Raw genomic sequence first — 17969 nt, 5'->3', positions numbered from 1 at the left:
CTCAGGACTCCTGGGTGAGGGAGACGAGCACGTCGTCCCCTTCGATCTTTACGGGGTATACGGGGACGGGGCGCGTCGCGGGAAGGCCGGACGGCTTGCCGGTGCGGAGGTCGAACGCGGAGCCGTGCAGCCAGCACTCGATCTGGCAGTCCTCCACCTCGCCCTCGGAGAGCGAGACGTTCGCGTGGGAGCAGATGTCGTTGATCGCGAACACCTCTCCCTCGGTACGGACGACCGAGACCGGCGTGCCGTCGAGTTCCACCCGTTTGGGGGTGTCCTCTTCCAGCTCGCTCAGCCCACAGGCGCGTACGAAGGCCATCAGACCGACGCCTCCAGCTCTTCGTCGATCCTCTCCAGCAGCCGGGACTGGAGGTCCTCGACGCCGATCTGCTGGACCAGCTCGGCGAAGAAGCCGCGGACGACCAGACGGCGGGCCTCGTCGGCCGGGATGCCGCGGGCCATCAGGTAGAAGAGCTGCTCGTCGTCGAAGCGGCCGGTGGCGGAGGCGTGGCCGGCGCCGACGATCTCACCGGTCTCGATCTCCAGGTTCGGCACGGAGTCGACGCGGGCGCCGTCGGTCAGAACCAGGTTGCGGTTCATCTCGTAGGTGTCCGTGCCCTCGGCCTTGGCCTCGATGAGGACGTCGCCGATCCACACGGCGTGGGCGTCCTCGCCCTGCAGCGCGCCCTTGTAGACGACGTTGGACTTGCAGTGCGGAGTGTTGTGGGTGACCAGGAGGCGGTGCTCCTGGTGCTGCCCGGCGTCGGTGAAGTACAGGCCGAACAGCTCGGCCTCGCCGCCGGGGCCGGCGTACTCGACGCGCGGGTTCAGCCGGACGACGTCGCCGCCGAAGGTGACGACGACCGACTTGAAGGAGGCGTCGCGGCCCACGAGGGCGTTGTGCTGGGCGATGTGCACGGCCTTGTCGTCCCAGTCCTGGACGGAGACGACGGTCAGCTTGGCGCCGTCGCCCAGGACGTACTCGACGTTGGCGGCGAGCACGGCGTCACCGGTGTGGTCGATGACGACGACGGCCTCGGCGAAGGCGCCCAGTTCGATGACCTGGTGGCCGTAGCGGACCCCGCCCTCGCCGTGCACGGCGATGCGGATGGGCTCGGTGAGGACCGTCTCCTTGGGGACGGTGACCACGCCGGCCTGCTCGAAGGACGAGTACGCCTGGGCGGCGACGCGGTCCACGGGCGTGCCCGCCCTGCCGAGCCGGGCGTCGTCGCGGCCGACGGTCTCGACGACGACACCGTCGGGCGCCGACACGGTCACCTTGACGCCCTCGCCGGCCGCGACGGCGGTGCCGTCGTGCAGGCCGCGCAGGCGCTCCAGCGGGGTGAACCGCCACTCCTCCTCACGGCCGTGCGGGACGGGGAAGTCCGCCACGTCGAAGGACGGGGGCGCGCTCATGCGCGAGACGACGGTCGACTCCGCGGCCACCGCGATCGAGCCGGCGGTGGTCGAACCCACCGGTGGGGGTCCCCCCGCCCGAACGGAGTTGAGGGTGGGGGAGTTCTGGGCCTCAGCCATGGCTGTCGGTCTGCTCTCTTCCTACGTTTACGATCTTCGGCCCGCCGCTGGGGCGGGCCGCCTGCTGCCGGAGCGGAGGGCGGGGTGTCAGCCGACCGCGCCTTCCATCTGCAGCTCGATCAGCCGGTTGAGCTCGAGGGCGTACTCCATCGGCAGCTCCTTGGCGATCGGCTCGACGAAGCCGCGCACGATCATCGCCATCGCCTCGTCCTCGCTCAGACCGCGGCTCATCAGGTAGAAGAGCTGGTCCTCGGAGACCTTGGAGACGGTCGCCTCGTGGCCCATGGAGACGTCGTCCTCGCGGACGTCGACGTACGGGTAGGTGTCCGACCGCGAGATCGTGTCGACGAGCAGCGCGTCGCAGAGCACGTTCGACTTGGCGCCCGGGGCGCCCTCGCCGATCTCGATGAGACCGCGGTAGGAGGTACGGCCGCCGCCGCGCGCCACCGACTTGGAGACGATGTTGGAGGACGTGTTCGGGGCCATGTGGACCATCTTGGCGCCGGCGTCCTGGTGCTGGCCCTCGCCCGCGAAGGCGATGGACAGCGTCTCGCCCTTGGCGTGCTCGCCCATCAGGTAGACGGCCGGGTACTTCATCGTGACCTTGGAGCCGATGTTGCCGTCGATCCACTCCATGGTGGCGCCCTCGTAGGCGACGGCGCGCTTGGTCACCAGGTTGTAGACGTTGTTCGACCAGTTCTGGATGGTCGTGTAGCGGCAGCGGGCGTTCTTCTTGACGATGATCTCGACGACCGCGGAGTGCAGCGAGTCCGACTTGTAGATCGGGGCGGTGCAGCCCTCGACGTAGTGCACGTAGGCACCCTCGTCGACGATGATCAGGGTCCGCTCGAACTGGCCCATGTTCTCGGTGTTGATCCGGAAGTAGGCCTGGAGCGGGATCTCGACGTGCACGCCCTTCGGCACGTAGATGAAGGAGCCGCCGGACCACACCGCGGTGTTCAGCGCGGCGAACTTGTTGTCACCGGCCGGGATGACGGTGCCGAAGTACTCCTTGAAGAGCTCCGGGTGCTCCTTCAGCGCGGTGTCGGTGTCGAGGAAGATGACGCCCTGCTCCTCCAGGTCCTCACGGATCTGGTGGTAGACGACCTCCGACTCGTACTGGGCGGCGACACCGGCGACGAGGCGCTGCTTCTCGGCCTCCGGGATGCCCAGCTTGTCGTAGGTGTTCTTGATGTCCTCGGGGAGCTCCTCCCAGGACGCCGCCTGCTTCTCCGTGGAGCGCACGAAGTACTTGATGTTGTCGAAGTCGATGCCCGACAGGTCCGAGCCCCAGTTCGGCATGGGCTTCTTCTCGAAGAGCTTCAGACCCTTGAGACGCAGCTTCGTCATCCACTCCGGCTCCGACTTCTTGCCGGAGATGTCGCGGACGACGTCCTCGTTCAGGCCGCGCTTCGCCGCGGCACCGGCCTCGTCGGAGTCGGCCCAGCCGTATTCGTACTTGCCCAGGCCCTCGAGCTCAGGGTGGGCAGTCTCCGTGGGGAGAGTCATGCGGGGTTCCTCCCGGCCGTGCTAGCGGATGCGTGGTGAGTGGTGTGGGAAATCCTGGGGATGAACGTCGTGCAGACGCCGTCGCCGTGCGCGATGGTCGCCAGCCGCTGGACGTGGGTCCCGAGCAGCTCGGCGAAGATCTCCGTCTCCGCCTCGCACAGCTGCGGGAACTGCTCCGCGACATGGGCGACCGGGCAGTGGTGCTGGCAGAGCTGCTCGCCCTGCTGCGGGTGGGGCGCACTGCGCGCCGCCGCAGCGTACCCGTCGGCGCTGAGGGCCTTGGCCAGGGCCTCGGTGCGCTCGTCGGGTCCGGCCGCCTCGATCGCCTCGCGGTAGGCGCGCGCCTGGGCCTCGAGGCGGGCGCGGGCGAAGGCGGCGACCGCCTCGCTTCCGCCCTCGCGCTCGGCGATCCACTTCAGGGCGTCCGCCGCGAGCTTGTCGTAGGACTGGTCGAAGGCGTCGCGGCCGCAATCGGTGAGCGCGAAGACCTTGGCGGGCCTCCCGCGCGTGCGCGTGCCGTAGACCCGCTGTTCCCGGGCCTCCACGACGTCGTCGGCGACCAGTGCGTCGAGATGCCTGCGTACGGCGGCCTGGGTGAGGCCCAGCCGGCCGGCCAGCTCGGCGACGGTCGACGGCCCGTGGTCCAGGATGGACCGCGCGACCCGGTTGCGCGTGGAGCGCTCACCGGTCGCGAGTTCCTCCTGAGGGGCCCCCGTGGGGGTCTCCCGAGCCTCGCCGACGTTTTTCACAACGCCATTGTTGCGTAATTCCTCGAACCCAGGCAAGCCGCCCCCGTCCGCGACGACGGTGCCCTACGTCACTTAGGTATACCTAATGTGACCTGCGGAAACGATCTTTGATCGATCAAACCGGTGGCGCCGGGCGCGCCCGCCCGGAACACTCCCGGACCATGCCGACACCCCCTCCGACCGGCCCTCTTGTCACCCGCGACACCCTCGCGGCCCACCTGCGCGCCCTCGGCGTGCACCAGGGTGACACGCTCCTCGTGCACTCCTCGCTCAGCTCCCTCGGCTGGGTGTGCGGAGGTGCCGTCGCCGTCGTCCAGGGGCTGCTCGACGCCCTCGGCCCCGACGGCACCCTGGTGGTCCCCACCCAGACCGGCGACCTGTCCGACCCGGCCGTGTGGCACCACCCACCGGTGCCCGAGGAGTGGTGGTCGACCATCCGGGCGACCATGCCCGCCTACGACCCCCGGGTGACCCCCTCACGCGGCATGGGCGCCGTCCCCGAGACCGTGCGGACCTGGCCCGGCGCCACGCGCAGCGCCCACCCCCAGACGTCCTTCGCGGCCCTCGGCGCCCGGGCGCGGGAGATCACCGACGGGCACGCGACGGATTGCCGGCTCGGCGAGCGCAGCCCGCTGGCCCGGCTGGAGGCGCTGCACGCGCGCGTGCTGCTGCTCGGCGCCGGCTACGGCACCTGCACCGCCTTCCACCTGGCCGAATACCGGATCCCCTCGCCGCGGGTGCGCGTGGGACGGCCGGGGCCCGGGGGGTGGGAGGTGGTCACCGAGGTGTCCATCACCTCGGAACGCTTCGACGAGCTCGGGCACGACTTCGAACGGGACCGCCCGGTACTGCGCGGCCGGGTCGGCGCGGCCGAGGCACGCCTGTTCGCGCTGCCCGACGCCGTGGCCTACGCGGTGCGGTGGCTGGAGACGCACCGCCCCCGCGCCGAGGAGATATGAGGCCGTCGTACGGGGAGATGCGCACCCGGCCGTTCGGGGGACCCGCGGTCTCCCTAGACTCTTGAGCCATGCGAAACGAGCCCGTGGTCCAGGTCCACGCCCTGGTGAAGCGGTACGGCGGCAGAACCGCGGTGGACGGTCTCGACCTGGTGGCCCGGGCGGGCGTCACGGCCGTGCTCGGACCGAACGGCGCGGGCAAGACGACGACGGTGGAGACCTGCGAGGGCTACCGCAGACCGGACTCCGGCACCGTGCGTGTCCTCGGCCTGGACCCGGTGCGGCAGTCCGCCGCGCTGCGGCCCCGGATCGGGGTGATGCTCCAGTCCGGCGGTGTCTACTCCGGTGCGCGCGCGGACGAGATGCTGCGCCATGTCGCCAAGCTGCACGCCCACCCCCTGGACGTGGACGCGCTCATCGAGCGGCTCGGCCTCGGCGGCTGCGGCCGGACGACGTACCGCCGGCTCTCCGGCGGCCAGCAGCAGCGTCTCGCGCTCGCCATGGCCGTCGTCGGCCGGCCCGAACTGGTCTTCCTCGACGAGCCGACCGCCGGACTGGACCCGCAGGCCCGCCGGGCCACCTGGGACCTGGTCCGGGATCTGCGCGGCGACGGCGTCTCGGTGATCCTCACCACGCACTACATGGACGAGGCCGAACAGCTCGCCGACGACGTCGCCATCATCGACGCGGGCCGGGTCATCGCCCAGGGCTCCCCCGAGGAGCTGTGCCGCGGCGGCGCCGAGAACACCCTGCGCTTCAGCGGCCGCCCCGGCCTCGACGTGGGCTCCCTGCTCAAGGCGCTGCCCGCCGACTGCACGGCCGCCGAGCTGACGCCCGGCTCCTACCGGGTCGTCGGCAAGGTCGATCCGCAACTGCTCGCCACGGTGACGTCCTGGTGCGCGCAGCACGGGGTGATGCCGGACCGGATCTCGGTGGAGCGGCACACGCTGGAGGACGTCTTCCTGGAGCTGACCGGCAAGGAGCTGCGCTCATGACCACTGCGAGCACCGGGACGTACGTCCCGAAGCCGGGCGCGGCCCCGCTCCCCCGCATGATCGCCGCGCAGGCCGCGCTCGAGACGAAGATGCTGCTGCGCAACGGCGAGCAGCTGCTGCTGACCGTCGTGATCCCGACCCTGCTGCTCGTGCTCTTCAGCTCGGTCGACATCGTGGACACCGGCGCGGGCGAGGCGGTGGACTTCCTCGCCCCCGGCATCCTGGCGCTCGCCGTGATGTCGACGGCGTTCACCGGGCAGGCCATCGCCACGGGCTTCGAGCGCCGGTACGGCGTGCTGAAGCGGCTGGCGTCCTCACCGCTGCCACGCTGGGGCCTGATGGCGGCGAAGACGCTGTCGGTGCTGGTCACCGAGGTCCTGCAGATCGTCCTGCTGACGGTGATCGCCTTCGCGCTGGGCTGGTCGCCGCACGGCAACCCGGCGGCCGTGCTCCTGCTGCTGGTCCTCGGGACGGCCGCGTTCTCGGGGCTCGGGCTGCTGATGGCCGGGACGCTCAAGGCGGAGGCGACGCTGGCCGCCGCCAACCTGGTCTTCCTGCTGCTGCTCGTCGGCGGCGGGGTCGTCGTGCCGCTGGACAGGTTCCCGGAGGCCGCTCAGGACGTCCTCGGGCTGCTGCCCGTCTCGGCGCTCTCCGACGGGCTGCGGGATGTGCTCCAGCACGGTGCGAGCATGCCCTGGGGCGATGTGGCGATCCTCGCCGTATGGGCGGTCGTGGGCCTCGCGGCGGCCGGCCGGTTCTTCCGCTGGGAGTAGCGCGCCGCCCCGCGGGGCGCCCCCCTCGTGAAAGCGTGCACAAGCGGCGGCCTACGATGGTGCGCGTGCAGAACCTGACCCGCGCCGACGCCCAGGCCGCCGTGCGCAACCCGCTCGCCTTCATCGCCGCCCGCTGGACCCCGGACCCGAGGACCGTCCGGCGCGCGGCGCTCGCCGCGCTCGTGATGTCCGTGATCATCGTGGTCACGGGTGGGGCCGTGCGCCTCACCGGTTCCGGGCTCGGCTGCCCGACCTGGCCCAAGTGCACCGGCGACTCGCTCACCAGCACCCGCGAGATGGGCCTGCACGGCGCGATCGAGTTCGGCAACCGCATGCTGACGTACGTGCTGTGCGCGGCGGTCGGCTGGGCGATCATCGCCGCCCGCTCCACCGAGCCGTACCGGCGGGGTCTGACCCGGCTGGGCTGGGCGCAGTTCTGGATCGTGATGAGCAACGCCGTCCTCGGCGGCATCGTCGTCCTGGTCGGCCTGAACCCGTACACGGTCGCGGCCCACTTCGCGGTGTCGTCCGCGCTGATCGCGGTCGCCGTGGTGATGTGGCAGCGCACCCGTGAGGGGGACGCGGCGCCACGCCCGCTGGTCGGCAAGGCGGTCCAGCAGCTGGTGTGGTTCCTGGTCGCGGCCTCGGTGCTGCTGATCCTGGTGGGCACGGTCGTCACCGGTGCGGGACCGCACGCGGGCGACTCCAGCGAGGTCGAGCGGATGCCGGTCGACTGGGAGACCGTGACGAAGCTGCACGCCGTGCTGGCCTGGATCGTCGTGACGCTGACCTTCGCGCTCTGGTTCGTCCTCAAGGCGGTCGACGCCCCGAAGGGGCCGCTGGACCGCACCCGCGACCTGTTCCTGGTGCTGCTGGCGCAGGGCGTCATCGGCTACGTCCAGTACTTCACGGACCTCCCGGAGCTGCTGGTCGGCCTGCACATGCTGGGTTCGACCCTGGTGTGGATCGCGGTGATGCGCGTGTTCCTCGCGCTGCGCGAGCGGCCGGAGGCGTCCGTGCCGGATCTGCCCGCTCAGCCGCTGGACGCCACCAGCGCGTCGATCGCCGGCCCCAGGTAGGCACGCGTCAGCCGGGCCCGCCGCGCCGCCCAGGCGCCGGACGGCGGCTTCGGCCGGCCGTAGCGGCGGCCGTGGACGTCGGCGACGACCTCGGCGGGCGCCCCCAGCCCGGGCAGCAGCTCCAGCGCCTCCCGTTTGGAGATGAGCCGTCCCTCGCGCGCGGTGACGCTCGCCCGCGCGAACGTGATCAGCCCCAGGTCGACCCAGACGTCCCGGGTCCACAGCCGGGCGTCGGCCACGGCGGGCCGCCAGAAGTCCCGCTGGTCGCGCACGACGAACGCGGCCAGCTCGCGGTCCGGCACCGGCGGCAGCAGGGCGGCGGGGGCCTCGCCGTGCAGGACGCGCCCGAAGGTGTGCAGCTCCCGACGGGTCACGGGGGTGACGGGCCGCCGGAACAGCTCCTCGTGCGCCCAGGTGAGATGGCGCCGGGCGGGGTCCTCCAGGGTGTCCGGCGTGAGGTAGGAGCAGTGCAGCAGCGGCGCGAGCGGCGCGGTCCGCAGCCGGGCGTGCAGCGTGGCCAGCCGCCAGATCGTGCGGGGGGTGAGCGGGCCGTCCAGGACGGCGATCAGGTCCAGGTCGCTGCGGCCCTCCTGGTAGTCGCCGCCGGCGAGCGAGCCGTGCGCCCAGACGGCGACGGGCCTCAGCGGTCCCAGGGCGGTGAGGAAGCGGTCGAGCAGGGCGTCGGTCGGCATCCCGTCAGTCTGGCCGCGGGCGCCCGGGGCGTACACCCCTCACCGGAGGCCGTAGACCCGGCGGGCGTTCCCCGCCGACACCATCTCCGCCACCCGCTGGGCGTCCGCCGGTGACCAGGCGCCCTCGGCGACCCATGTGCCGAGCACCCGGGCGAGGGACTCGCGGAACAGCTGTGCGCCGACGACGTGCAGTTCGGGCAGGCCCTGGGCGCCGCTGGAGAAGAGGATCTTGCCGAAGGGGGCCAGCTCCAGGATCTCGGCGAGGATCGTGGCCGCGCGGGCTCCGGTGCGCACCAGGGCGGCGCCGGAGTCGGCGTAGACGTGCGGGAAGACACCGGCGAGATGGGCGGCGTGCCGGTGGTAGGGGTAGCCGTGCAGCAGGACCAGGTCGGTGCCGAGACCGGCGGTGGCGCGGACGAAGTCCGTGAGCAGGACCGGGTCGGTGCGGTCGATGCGCAGGCCCGGCTGGCCCAGCCCGGCGTGCAGCTGGAGCGGCAGCCCCGACGCCACCGCGATCCACAGCAGGTGCCTCAGCAGCACCGGGTCGGTCAGCTCACCGCCGACGTCACGGTCCGCGAGCCAGCGTCCGGCCGCGCCCCGCACCTCCCCCGGTCCGGGCGGCTCGGGCGCCAGCGCCAGGCCGTGCCGTACGCCGGCGACCGAGGTGAAGGCGACGGCGTGCGCGGCCGCGGCGTGCACGGACTCGGCGAGGTTGGCGAGGAAGGACTCGACGGTGCCGGAGGTGTCGGCGACCTGTTCGGCGAGGAGTTCGAGGCGGACGATCTCGTGGGCCTCGGCGGACGCGGCGGAGGCCATCTCCGGGGGGCCGGTCAGGTCGCCGGGCAGGCCGGTGTCGACCAGATAGGTCGTGATGCCGCTGCCCCGCAGCAGCCGCCGCCCGGCCTCCCAGACGCCGAGCTCACGGCGCCGGGCCAGATACCGGGCGGGCGGGCAGTGCGGCTCCAGACCGAGCAGCGGCGGGCACCAGCGCCGTACGGCGAAGCCTGTCTGGGTGTCGAAGAGCGTGGTGCCGGGCGCCGGGGGTCCCTCGGTGCGGGCCAGCTGGGCCTCGAAGGTGCCGAGGCCCAGTTCCGCTCTCAGTACGCCGTGGCAGTACTGGTCCACGAGAGACGGCGTGTCGATCATCCGGGCTCCCCGTGGGTGGACGTGGCGTGCTTACACGTCCTAACGGGTGAACCGGTGCCGAGGTGTTGGGGAGGCGGGCGGGCTCTCAGCCGCCGGAGCGGGCGGGGTGCTCAGCCGTCGGAGCGGGCGGGCTCAGCCACCGAGCTGGATGCCGGCCATCCGCTTCCACTCGTAGGGGCCCGTCGTCACCTTCGCCGCGAACTCGCCGTCGAAGGACTCGTGGCGGGTGATCCCGGCCTTCTCGACGGCCTTCTCGGCGGTCTCGAACGAGGGGGCCACCAGGTCGCCCCAGCCGCCGTCCTCGCCCACGAGGACGATGCGGGCGCCGCGCTCGCCGAGGTACGCGATCTGGGCCTCGGCACCGCCGTGGGACTTGGCGAAGGCGTTGATCCGGTGCGCGAGGCGGGTCACCTTGCGCTCGTCGACCTGCTGCGTGTCGTCTGCCATGGCCAGGATGCTACCGACCGGTAGATCGCTTGGCGACGGGAGGGGTGCGTGAACTGCACCTCAGCGCGATCAGCGCAGGAAGGGGTCCACGGCGACGGCCACGAAGAGCAGCGAGACATAGGTGATGGACCAGTGGAACAGGCGCATCTCCTTGAGCTTCGCGCCTGTCACCTCGGCCTTCGCACGGTTCTGCAGCGCGTGCGCCTCCCACAGCCACCAGCCGCCCGCGGCGAGCGCGACCGCGGTGTAGAACCAGCCCGTGTAGCCGAGGGGCGTCAGCAGCAGCGAGACCGCGACCATCACCCAGCTGTAGAGGACGATCTGCCTGGCGACGACCTTGTTGGAGGCGATGACGGGGAGCATCGGCACGCCCACGCGCGCGTAGTCCTCCTTCACCTTCATGGACAGCGGCCAGTAGTGCGGCGGCGTCCAGAAGAAGATGACCATGAAGAGGATCAGCGGGGCCCAGGACAGCGAGTTCGTGACCGCGGACCAGCCGATCAGCACCGGCATGCAGCCCGCGATGCCGCCCCACACGATGTTCTGCGAGGTACGGCGCTTGAGCAGCATCGTGTAGACGACGACGTAGAAGAGCAGCGCTCCGAGTGACAGCCAGGCCGACAGCCAGTTGACGGTGAGGCCGAACAGCAGCATCGAGACGACCGCCAGGGTGATGCCGAAGGCGAGGCACTCGCGCGGGCTGACCATCCCGGTGACCAGGGGGCGCTGGGAGGTGCGGTCCATCAGGGCGTCGATGTCGCGGTCGATGTACATGTTGAGCGCGTTTGCGCCGCCCGCGCTGAGGTAACCGCCCACACAGGTGAGGAGCACCAGACCGAGGTCGGGCACGCCGCGCTCGGCCAGGAACATCACCGGAACGGTGGTGATGAGCAGCAGCTCGATGATCCGCGGCTTGGTCAGCGCCACGAAAGCCGCGACCCGGGCCCCGATCGGCCGTCGGCTCGGGCTCTGGCTCGTCCCGACAATCCCCGCTGGACGGGATTCAACGGCCGTCACGCACACCCCTGACAGAGACATCCCAGCAAGCCCGACCGTGTGAAGTCCCGGTAAAGGCTCGCGCGTACCACGCCACTGTAGACGTTGCCCAGACCCGGACCATCGCGGGGGTCCGGTCGTGTTGGGGGTGTGGTCCGAAGGGCGCGCGCCGGCTCGATTGAGCGCTCGGATGACAGGGTGCGTATTCATGTGCCGAGCCCCGGAACGACGCGGTCGGCAGGCACATCCCGAAGAGTCCCGGCAGTCTGGGATGAGTCGAAAAAACGCACGTACTTCCGGGGGTAGGCTCGACAACGGCCGGCCGACGCCGAGTACGCCGGCAGCCGGTGGGCGCGTGCCCGTGACGCCGGCAACCGACATGTGGAGAGGAGCCCTGACCCAGGGTGAGCACCAAGCCGACCACCACAGACCTCGAGTGGACCGAGCTGGACCAGCGGGCGGTGGACACCGCCCGCGTCCTGGCCGCAGATGCCGTACAGAAGGTCGGTAACGGCCATCCTGGTACGGCGATGAGCCTGGCTCCCGCCGCGTACACCCTCTTCCAGAAGGTGATGCGGCACGACCCGGCGGACGCCGACTGGGTCGGGCGGGACCGCTTCGTGCTGTCCGCCGGCCACTCGTCCCTGACCCTCTACACCCAGCTCTACCTGGCCGGTTTCGGCCTGGAGCTGGACGACCTCAAGGCGTTCCGGACGTGGGGTTCGAAGACCCCCGGCCACCCGGAGTACGGCCACACCACGGGTGTGGAGACGACGACCGGTCCGCTGGGCCAGGGTGTCGCCAACGCCGTCGGCATGGCCATGGCCGCCCGCTACGAGCGCGGTCTGTTCGACCCGGAGGCCGCCGCGGGCACCTCCCCGTTCGACCACTTCATCTACTGCATCGCCGGTGACGGCTGCCTCCAGGAGGGCATCTCCGCCGAGGCGTCCTCGCTGGCCGGTCACCAGAAGCTGGGCAACCTGGTCCTGCTGTGGGACGACAACCACATCTCGATCGAGGGCGACACCGAGACGGCCGTCTCCGAGGACACGGTCAAGCGCTACGAGGCGTACGGCTGGCACGTGCAGCGCGTGGCCCCGAAGCCGGACGGCGACCTGGACCCCCACGCGATCTACGACGCGATCCAGGAGGCCAAGAAGGTCACCGACCGCCCGTCGTTCATCGCGATGCGCTCGATCATCGCCTGGCCGGCCCCCAACGCGCAGAACACCGAGGCCGCGCACGGCTCGGCGCTCGGTGACGACGAGGTCGCGGCCACCAAGCGGGTCCTCGGCTTCGACCCGGAGAAGACCTTCGAGGTCTCCGACGAGGTCCTCGCGCACACCCGGGGTGCCCTGGAGCGCGGGCAGGCGGCCCGTGCCGTGTGGGAGAAGTCCTTCCAGCAGTGGCGGGACAACAACCCCGAGCGCGCCGCCGAGTACGACCGCATCGCCAAGGGCGCGCTGCCCACCGGCTGGGAGGAGAAGATCCCGGTCTTCGAGCCCGGCAAGGGCCTCGCCACGCGTGCCGCCTCCGGCAAGGTGCTGCAGGCGCTCGGCGCGGTCATCCCGGAGCTGTGGGGCGGCTCGGCCGACCTCGCCGGCTCGAACAACACGACGATCGACAAGACGTCGTCGTTCCTGCCCGAGGGCAACCCGCTGCCGGAGGCCGGCCCGTACGGCCGCACGATCCACTTCGGCATCCGCGAGCACTCCATGGCCGCGGAGATGAACGGCATCACCCTGCACGGCAACACCCGCGTCTACGGCGGCACCTTCCTGGTGTTCTCCGACTACATGCGCAACGCGGTGCGGCTGTCGGCGCTCATGCACCTGCCGGTGACGTACGTGTGGACGCACGACTCCATCGGCCTCGGCGAGGACGGCCCGACCCACCAGCCGGTCGAGCACCTGGCGTCGCTGCGCGCCATCCCCGGCCTGAACGTCGTCCGCCCGGCCGACGCCAACGAGACGGCGATCGCCTGGCGCGAGATCCTGCGCCGCTGGACCAAGGAGTACGGCAAGGGCGCCCCGCACGGCCTGGCGCTGACCCGGCAGGGTGTGCCGACGTACGAGGCCAACGAGGACACCGCGCGCGGTGGCTACGTGATGTTCGAGGCCGAGGGCGGCAAGCCCGAGGTCGTCCTGATCGCCACCGGTTCCGAGGTGCATGTGGCGGTCGAGGCGCGCGAGCGGCTCCAGGCCGACGGGGTGCCCACGCGCGTGGTCTCCATGCCGTCCGTGGAGTGGTTCGAGGAGCAGGACCAGGGGTACCGGGACAGCGTCCTGCCGCCGTCCGTCAGGGCGCGCGTCGCCGTGGAGGCGGGGGTCGGTCTCACCTGGCACAAGTACGTCGGGGACGCGGGTCGCATCGTGTCGCTGGAGCACTTCGGTGCTTCGGCCGACGCCAAGGTCCTCTTCCGGGAGTACGGCTTCACCGCCGAGAACGTGGCGGCCGTCGCGCGGGAATCCCTCGCCGCGGCCCGGCGCTGACGCTCACATACGCAACGTAGGAGTTTGATTTTCCATGACAGACGCACTGAAGCGCCTCTCCGAGGAAGGCGTCGCGATCTGGCTGGACGACCTGTCACGCCAGCGCATCACGTCCGGCAACCTGGCCGAGCTGATCGACCAGCAGCACGTCGTCGGCGTCACCACCAACCCGACGATCTTCCAGAAGGCCATCAGCGAGGGCCACGGCTACGACCAGCAGCTCGCCGACCTCGCGGCCCGCAAGGTCACGGTCGAAGAGGCGATCCGCATGATCACCACGGCGGACGTCCGGGACGCCGCCGACATCCTGCGCCCGGTCTTCGACGCCACGGACGGCCAGGACGGCCGGGTCTCCATCGAGGTCGACCCGCGGCTCGCGCACGACAAGCACGCGACCGTCGCCGAGGCCAAGCAGCTGGCCTGGCTGGTGGACCGTCCGAACACGCTCATCAAGATCCCGGCCACCCGGGCCGGCATCCCGGCGATCACCGAGGTCATCGGGCTCGGCATCAGCGTCAACGTCACGCTGATCTTCTCGCTGGAGCGCTACCGCGAGGTCATGGACGCCTACCTCGCGGGTCTGGAGAAGGCGAAGGCCAAGGGCCTGGACCTGTCGCAGATCCGTTCGGTGGCGTCGTTCTTCGTGTCCCGGGTGGACTCCGAGATCGACAAGCGCATCGACGCGCTCGGCACCGACGAGGCCAAGGCCCTGCGCGGCAAGGCCGCCGTCGCCAACGCCCGGCTCGCCTACCAGGCGTACGAGGAGGTCTTCTCCTCCGACCGCTGGAGCGCGCTGGAGAAGGCGGGCGCCCGCAAGCAGCGTCCGCTGTGGGCGTCGACCGGGGTGAAGGACAAGGCGTACAAGCCGACCCTCTACGTCGACGACCTGGTGGCGCCGAACACCGTCAACACCATGCCCGAGGCCACCCTGCACGCGGTGGAGGAGAAGGGCGAGATCACCGGCAACACGATCGCCGGCACCTACGAGCAGGCCCGTGCCGACCTCGACGCGGTCGAGCGGCTCGGGATCTCGTACGACGAGGTCGTGCAGCTGCTGGAGGACGAGGGCGTCGAGAAGTTCGAGGCGTCCTGGAACGACCTGCTCAAGTCGACCGAGGCGGAGCTGGAGCGCCTCGCCCCCTCGGAGGGCTGATCCCTTTGCCACCCTTCAACGTCACTGAAGCGAACCCGCTTCGTGACGCCGCCGACCGACGGCTCCCGCGTATCGCGGGGCCGTCGGGCCTGGTGATTTTCGGCGTTACGGGCGATTTGTCACGTAAAAAGCTGATGCCCGCTGTGTACGACCTCGCGAACCGGGGACTGCTGCCGCCGGGCTTCTCGCTCGTCGGCTTCGCCCGCCGCGAGTGGGCGAACGAGGACTTCGCCCAGGAGGTCCACGACGCGGTCAAGGCCCATGCCCGCACCCCCTTCCGCGAGGAGGTCTGGCAGCAGCTCATCCAGGGCATGCGCTTCGTCCAGGGCACCTTCGACGACGACGACGCCTTCGAGCGGCTGCGCGCCACCATCGAGGAGCTGGACAAGGCCCAGGGCACGGGCGGCAACTTCGCCTTCTATCTGTCGGTGCCGCCGCGCTCCTTCCCGGTGGTCATCCAGCAGCTCAAGAAGCACGGGCTCGCCGACCAGACGGGCGGCTCCTGGCGCCGCGCGGTCATCGAGAAGCCGTTCGGGCACGACCTGGCCTCCGCCGAGGAGCTCAACAAGGTCGTGCACGAGGTCTTCGCCCCGGACCAGGTCTTCCGCATCGACCACTACCTGGGCAAGGAGACCGTCCAGAACATCCTGGCGCTCCGGTTCGCCAACACGATGTTCGAGCCGATCTGGAACCGGTCCTTCGTGGACCACGTGCAGATCACCATGGCCGAGGACATCGGCATCGGCGGCCGGGCCGGCTACTACGACGGCATCGGCGCCGCCCGCGACGTCATCCAGAACCACCTGCTGCAGCTGATGGCGCTCACCGCCATGGAGGAGCCCGCCTCCTTCGACGCGGACGCCCTCGCTGCCGAGAAGACCAAGGTGCTCGGCGCCGTCCGGCTGCCGAAGGACCTGGGCCGCGACACGGTGTTCGCGCAGTACGCGGAGGGCTGGCAGGGCGGCGAGAAGGCCGTCGGCTACCTCCAGGAGGAGGGCATCGACCCGAACTCGAAGACGGACACCTACGCCGCGGTCAAGCTGTCGGTCGACAACCGCCGCTGGGCGGGCGTCCCCTTCTACCTGCGCACCGGCAAGCGGCTCGGCCGGCGCGTCACGGAGATCGCGGTCGTCTTCCAGCGCGCCCCGCACTCCCCCTTCGACACGACGGCCACCGAGGAACTGGGCCAGAACGCGATCGTCATCCGCGTCCAGCCCGACGAGGGCGTCACCGTCCGCTTTGGGTCCAAGGTGCCCGGCACGTCGATGGAGATCCGGGACGTGTCGATGGACTTCGCGTACGGCGAGTCCTTCACCGAGTCCTCGCCCGAGGCGTACGAGCGGCTGATCCTCGACGTCCTGCTCGGCGACTCGAACCTCTTCCCGCGCACGGAGGAGGTCGAGCTGTCCTGGAAGATCCTCGATCCGATCGAGGAGTACTGGGACCGGCACGGCAGGCCCGCCCAGTACCCGGCGGGCACCTGGGGGCCCGTCGAGGCGGACGAAATGCTCGCACGAGAGGGACGGAGCTGGCGCCGGCCATGAAGATAGACCTCACGGACACCACGGCCAGCAAGATCAACAAGGCGCTGGTGAAGGCCCGGCGGGCCATCGGCACGCCGGCCGTCGGCATGGTGCTGACGCTGGTCATCGTCACGGACGAGGAGAACGCCTACGACGCCCTGAAGGCCGCCGGCGACGCCTCACGCGAGCACCCCTCGCGCACGCTGCTGGTGATCAAGCGTGTCTCGCGTTCGCCCCGGGACCGCACGCAGTCCCGGCTGGACGCCGAGGTGCGGGTGGGCGCCGACGCCGGGACCGGCGAGACGGTGGTGCTTCGCCTCTACGGCGAGGTGTCCGAGCACGCCCAGTCCGTCGTCCTGCCGCTGCTGCTGCCGGACGCCCCGGTGGTGGTGTGGTGGCCGGTGAACGCGCCGATCGACCCGGCGAACGACCCGCTGGGCGCGCTGGCCCAGCGCCGGGTGACCGACACGTACGCCTCGGAGCAGCCGGTGCGCGAGCTGTCGGCGCGCGCCGGGACGTACACGCCGGGCGACACCGACCTGTCCTGGACCCGGATCACGCCGTGGCGCTCGATGCTGGCGGCGGCCCTGGACCAGGTGGTCTGCCAGGTGAAGGCCGTCGAGGTGGAGGGCGAGGAGTTCAACCCGAGCTGTGAGCTGCTGGCGATGTGGCTCGCGGACCGGCTGGACGTCCCCGTGCAGCGGTCGCTGTCGTCGGGCCCCGGCCTGACGGCGGTGCGGCTGGACACCGACTGCGGCCCGATCGTCCTCGACCGGGCCGACGGCTCGCTGGCGACGCTGTCCATCGAGGGGCAGCCGGACCGGGCGGTGGCGCTGAAGCGGCGCGAGACGTCCGAGCTGATCGCGGAGGAGCTGCGCCGGCTCGACCCGGACGACACCTACGCGTCGGCGCTGCGCTTCGGCGTGGAGAAGCTGCACGCGTCCGCGGTCACCCGGCCCACCGGGACCGGGAAGGCGGCGCAGGACGGGCCGGCCAAAGGAGAAGCGGCCGCGACTCCTGTCGAAGACGCCGCCAAGGCCCCGGCGAAGGAAGCGACGGCGGGGGAACCGGTGAAGAAGGCGGCGGCCAAGTGAGCACCCACACCCCGCAGCTCGTCGTGCACCGCGACAAGGAGCTGATGGCCCAGGCCGCGGCGGCCCGGCTGATCACGAAGATCGTGGACGCGCAGGCCTCCCGGGGCTCGGCGTCCGTGGTCCTCACCGGTGGCCGCAACGGCAACGGCCTGCTGGCCGCGCTGGCGGCGGCCCCGGCCCGGGACGCCATCGACTGGGGCCGGCTGGACCTGTGGTGGGGCGACGAGCGGTTCCTGCCCGAGGGCGACCCGGAGCGCAATGTCACGCAGGCCCGCGAGGCCCTGCTGGACGCGGTGCCCCTGGACCCGAAGCGGGTGCACGCCATGCCCGCCTCGGACGGCCCGTTCGGCTCGGACGTGGAGGCGGCGGCCGCCGCCTACGCCGAGGAGCTGGCGCGGGCGGCGGGTCCCGAGAACCACGGGTCCGTGCCGACGTTCGACGTCCTGATGCTGGGTGTCGGTCCCGACACGCACGTCGCCTCGCTGTTCCCGGAACTGCCCGCGGTACGGGAGACCGAGCGCACGGTCGTCGGGGTGCACGGCGCCCCCAAGCCCCCGCCGACCCGTGTCACCCTCACGCTCCCCGCGATCCGCGCGGCGCGCGAGGTGTGGCTGCTGGCGGCCGGCGAGGACAAGGCGGAGGCCGCGGCGATCGCCCTGTCGGGCGCGGGCGAGATCCAGGCACCGGCGGCGGGCGCGCGGGGCCGCTCCCGCACCCTGTGGCTCCTGGACGCGGCGGCGGCGTCCCAGCTGCCGCGGTCGCTGTATCCGCCGGCCATCCCCTGACCGGCGTGTGAACACGGTTCGGGCCCCCGCCTCGTCCGAGGCGG

The 17969-nt window shown here is 71.3% G+C and carries 17 protein-coding genes; 9 read left to right on the top strand and 8 right to left on the bottom strand.

All coding sequences use genetic code 11. From position 1 onward, the window contains the following. Window position 1: 1 nt before the first annotated feature. From ACFV46_RS30470 to ACFV46_RS30455, 4 genes are all read right to left on the bottom strand, one after another. Window positions 2-319: a bifunctional 3-phenylpropionate/cinnamic acid dioxygenase ferredoxin subunit gene (locus ACFV46_RS30470; RefSeq protein ID WP_361931265.1), complete on the bottom strand. Its 318-nt coding sequence runs from the start codon at window positions 317-319 to the stop codon at window positions 2-4. Beyond that, the gene (sufD, locus tag ACFV46_RS30465) at window positions 319-1536 is read right to left on the bottom strand and encodes a Fe-S cluster assembly protein SufD (RefSeq protein WP_361931269.1); all 1218 of its coding nucleotides are present in this window, start codon (window positions 1534-1536) and stop codon (window positions 319-321) included. The genes ACFV46_RS30470 and sufD overlap by 1 nt, the downstream gene beginning before the upstream one ends. A gap of 87 nt (window positions 1537-1623) precedes the next feature. Next, a complete protein-coding gene (sufB, locus tag ACFV46_RS30460; protein WP_361931272.1) occupies window positions 1624-3045 on the bottom strand; it encodes a Fe-S cluster assembly protein SufB in 1422 nt (473 codons plus the stop codon). Beyond that, entirely contained in the window at window positions 3042-3794 is a 753-nt protein-coding gene (locus ACFV46_RS30455; RefSeq protein WP_361931275.1) for a metalloregulator ArsR/SmtB family transcription factor, read from the bottom strand. The genes sufB and ACFV46_RS30455 overlap by 4 nt, the downstream gene beginning before the upstream one ends. A 161-nt stretch (window positions 3795-3955) precedes the next feature. Here ACFV46_RS30455 and ACFV46_RS30450 point away from each other — a divergent pair, with 161 nt between their 5' ends. The 4 genes from ACFV46_RS30450 to ACFV46_RS30435 all read left to right on the top strand — a co-directional run bounded on the left by ACFV46_RS30450 (window position 3956) and on the right by ACFV46_RS30435 (window position 7597). Further along, window positions 3956-4753, top strand: coding sequence for an aminoglycoside N(3)-acetyltransferase (locus tag ACFV46_RS30450; protein ID WP_385500585.1), 798 nt, complete (start codon window positions 3956-3958; stop codon window positions 4751-4753). 68 nt (window positions 4754-4821) lie between these two features. Continuing rightward, on the top strand, window positions 4822-5745 hold the full coding sequence (locus tag ACFV46_RS30445) for an ABC transporter ATP-binding protein (RefSeq protein WP_361931281.1): 924 nt from the start codon (window positions 4822-4824) through the stop codon (window positions 5743-5745). Next, entirely contained in the window at window positions 5742-6518 is a 777-nt protein-coding gene (locus ACFV46_RS30440; RefSeq protein WP_385500583.1) for an ABC transporter permease, read from the top strand. Before ACFV46_RS30445 ends, ACFV46_RS30440 begins: the two co-directional genes overlap by 4 nt. A 56-nt stretch (window positions 6519-6574) precedes the next feature. Beyond that, window positions 6575-7597 carry a COX15/CtaA family protein gene (locus tag ACFV46_RS30435; protein WP_361931287.1) on the top strand — a complete coding sequence of 341 codons (1023 nt, stop codon included), beginning with the start codon at window positions 6575-6577 and terminating at the stop codon, window positions 7595-7597. On the opposite strand, the gene ACFV46_RS30430 is transcribed toward ACFV46_RS30435, so the two are convergent. The 4 genes from ACFV46_RS30430 to ACFV46_RS30415 form a co-directional block, all read right to left on the bottom strand. Continuing rightward, on the bottom strand, window positions 7552-8289 hold the full coding sequence (locus tag ACFV46_RS30430) for a nucleotidyltransferase domain-containing protein (RefSeq protein WP_361931290.1): 738 nt from the start codon (window positions 8287-8289) through the stop codon (window positions 7552-7554). The two genes, ACFV46_RS30435 and ACFV46_RS30430, sit on opposite strands and share 46 nt — an antisense overlap. A gap of 39 nt (window positions 8290-8328) precedes the next feature. After that, window positions 8329-9435 carry an amidohydrolase family protein gene (locus tag ACFV46_RS30425; RefSeq protein ID WP_361931293.1) on the bottom strand — a complete coding sequence of 369 codons (1107 nt, stop codon included), beginning with the start codon at window positions 9433-9435 and terminating at the stop codon, window positions 8329-8331. A gap of 132 nt (window positions 9436-9567) precedes the next feature. Continuing rightward, window positions 9568-9882, bottom strand: coding sequence for a hypothetical protein (locus tag ACFV46_RS30420; RefSeq protein WP_361931296.1), 315 nt, complete (start codon window positions 9880-9882; stop codon window positions 9568-9570). A 69-nt stretch (window positions 9883-9951) separates the two neighbouring features. Then, entirely contained in the window at window positions 9952-10920 is a 969-nt protein-coding gene (locus tag ACFV46_RS30415) for a heme o synthase (RefSeq protein WP_385500582.1), read from the bottom strand. Window positions 10921-11282: 362 nt separating this feature from the next. On the opposite strand from ACFV46_RS30415, the gene tkt reads away from it, so the two are divergent. The 5 genes from tkt to pgl are packed head-to-tail and all read left to right on the top strand — an operon-like array spanning window position 11283 to window position 17925. Then, on the top strand, window positions 11283-13370 hold the full coding sequence (gene tkt / locus ACFV46_RS30410; protein WP_361931299.1) for a transketolase: 2088 nt from the start codon (window positions 11283-11285) through the stop codon (window positions 13368-13370). Window positions 13371-13404: 34 nt separating this feature from the next. After that, window positions 13405-14523 carry a transaldolase gene (tal, locus tag ACFV46_RS30405; protein ID WP_361931302.1) on the top strand — a complete coding sequence of 373 codons (1119 nt, stop codon included), beginning with the start codon at window positions 13405-13407 and terminating at the stop codon, window positions 14521-14523. A 5-nt stretch (window positions 14524-14528) separates the two neighbouring features. Next, window positions 14529-16067 carry a glucose-6-phosphate dehydrogenase gene (gene zwf, locus ACFV46_RS30400; protein ID WP_361931305.1) on the top strand — a complete coding sequence of 513 codons (1539 nt, stop codon included), beginning with the start codon at window positions 14529-14531 and terminating at the stop codon, window positions 16065-16067. Further along, on the top strand, window positions 16064-17140 hold the full coding sequence (gene opcA, locus ACFV46_RS30395) for a glucose-6-phosphate dehydrogenase assembly protein OpcA (protein ID WP_361931307.1): 1077 nt from the start codon (window positions 16064-16066) through the stop codon (window positions 17138-17140). Before zwf ends, opcA begins: the two co-directional genes overlap by 4 nt. Beyond that, a complete protein-coding gene (pgl, locus tag ACFV46_RS30390) occupies window positions 17137-17925 on the top strand; it encodes a 6-phosphogluconolactonase (RefSeq protein WP_376727958.1) in 789 nt (262 codons plus the stop codon). Before opcA ends, pgl begins: the two co-directional genes overlap by 4 nt. Window positions 17926-17969 lie beyond the last annotated feature (44 nt).

The sequence above is a fragment of the Streptomyces sp. NPDC059852 genome (genome assembly GCF_042731455.1).
Taxonomy (GTDB): Bacteria; Actinomycetota; Actinomycetes; order Streptomycetales; family Streptomycetaceae; genus Streptomyces.
This window is presented reverse-complemented; position numbering and strand designations above follow the sequence as displayed.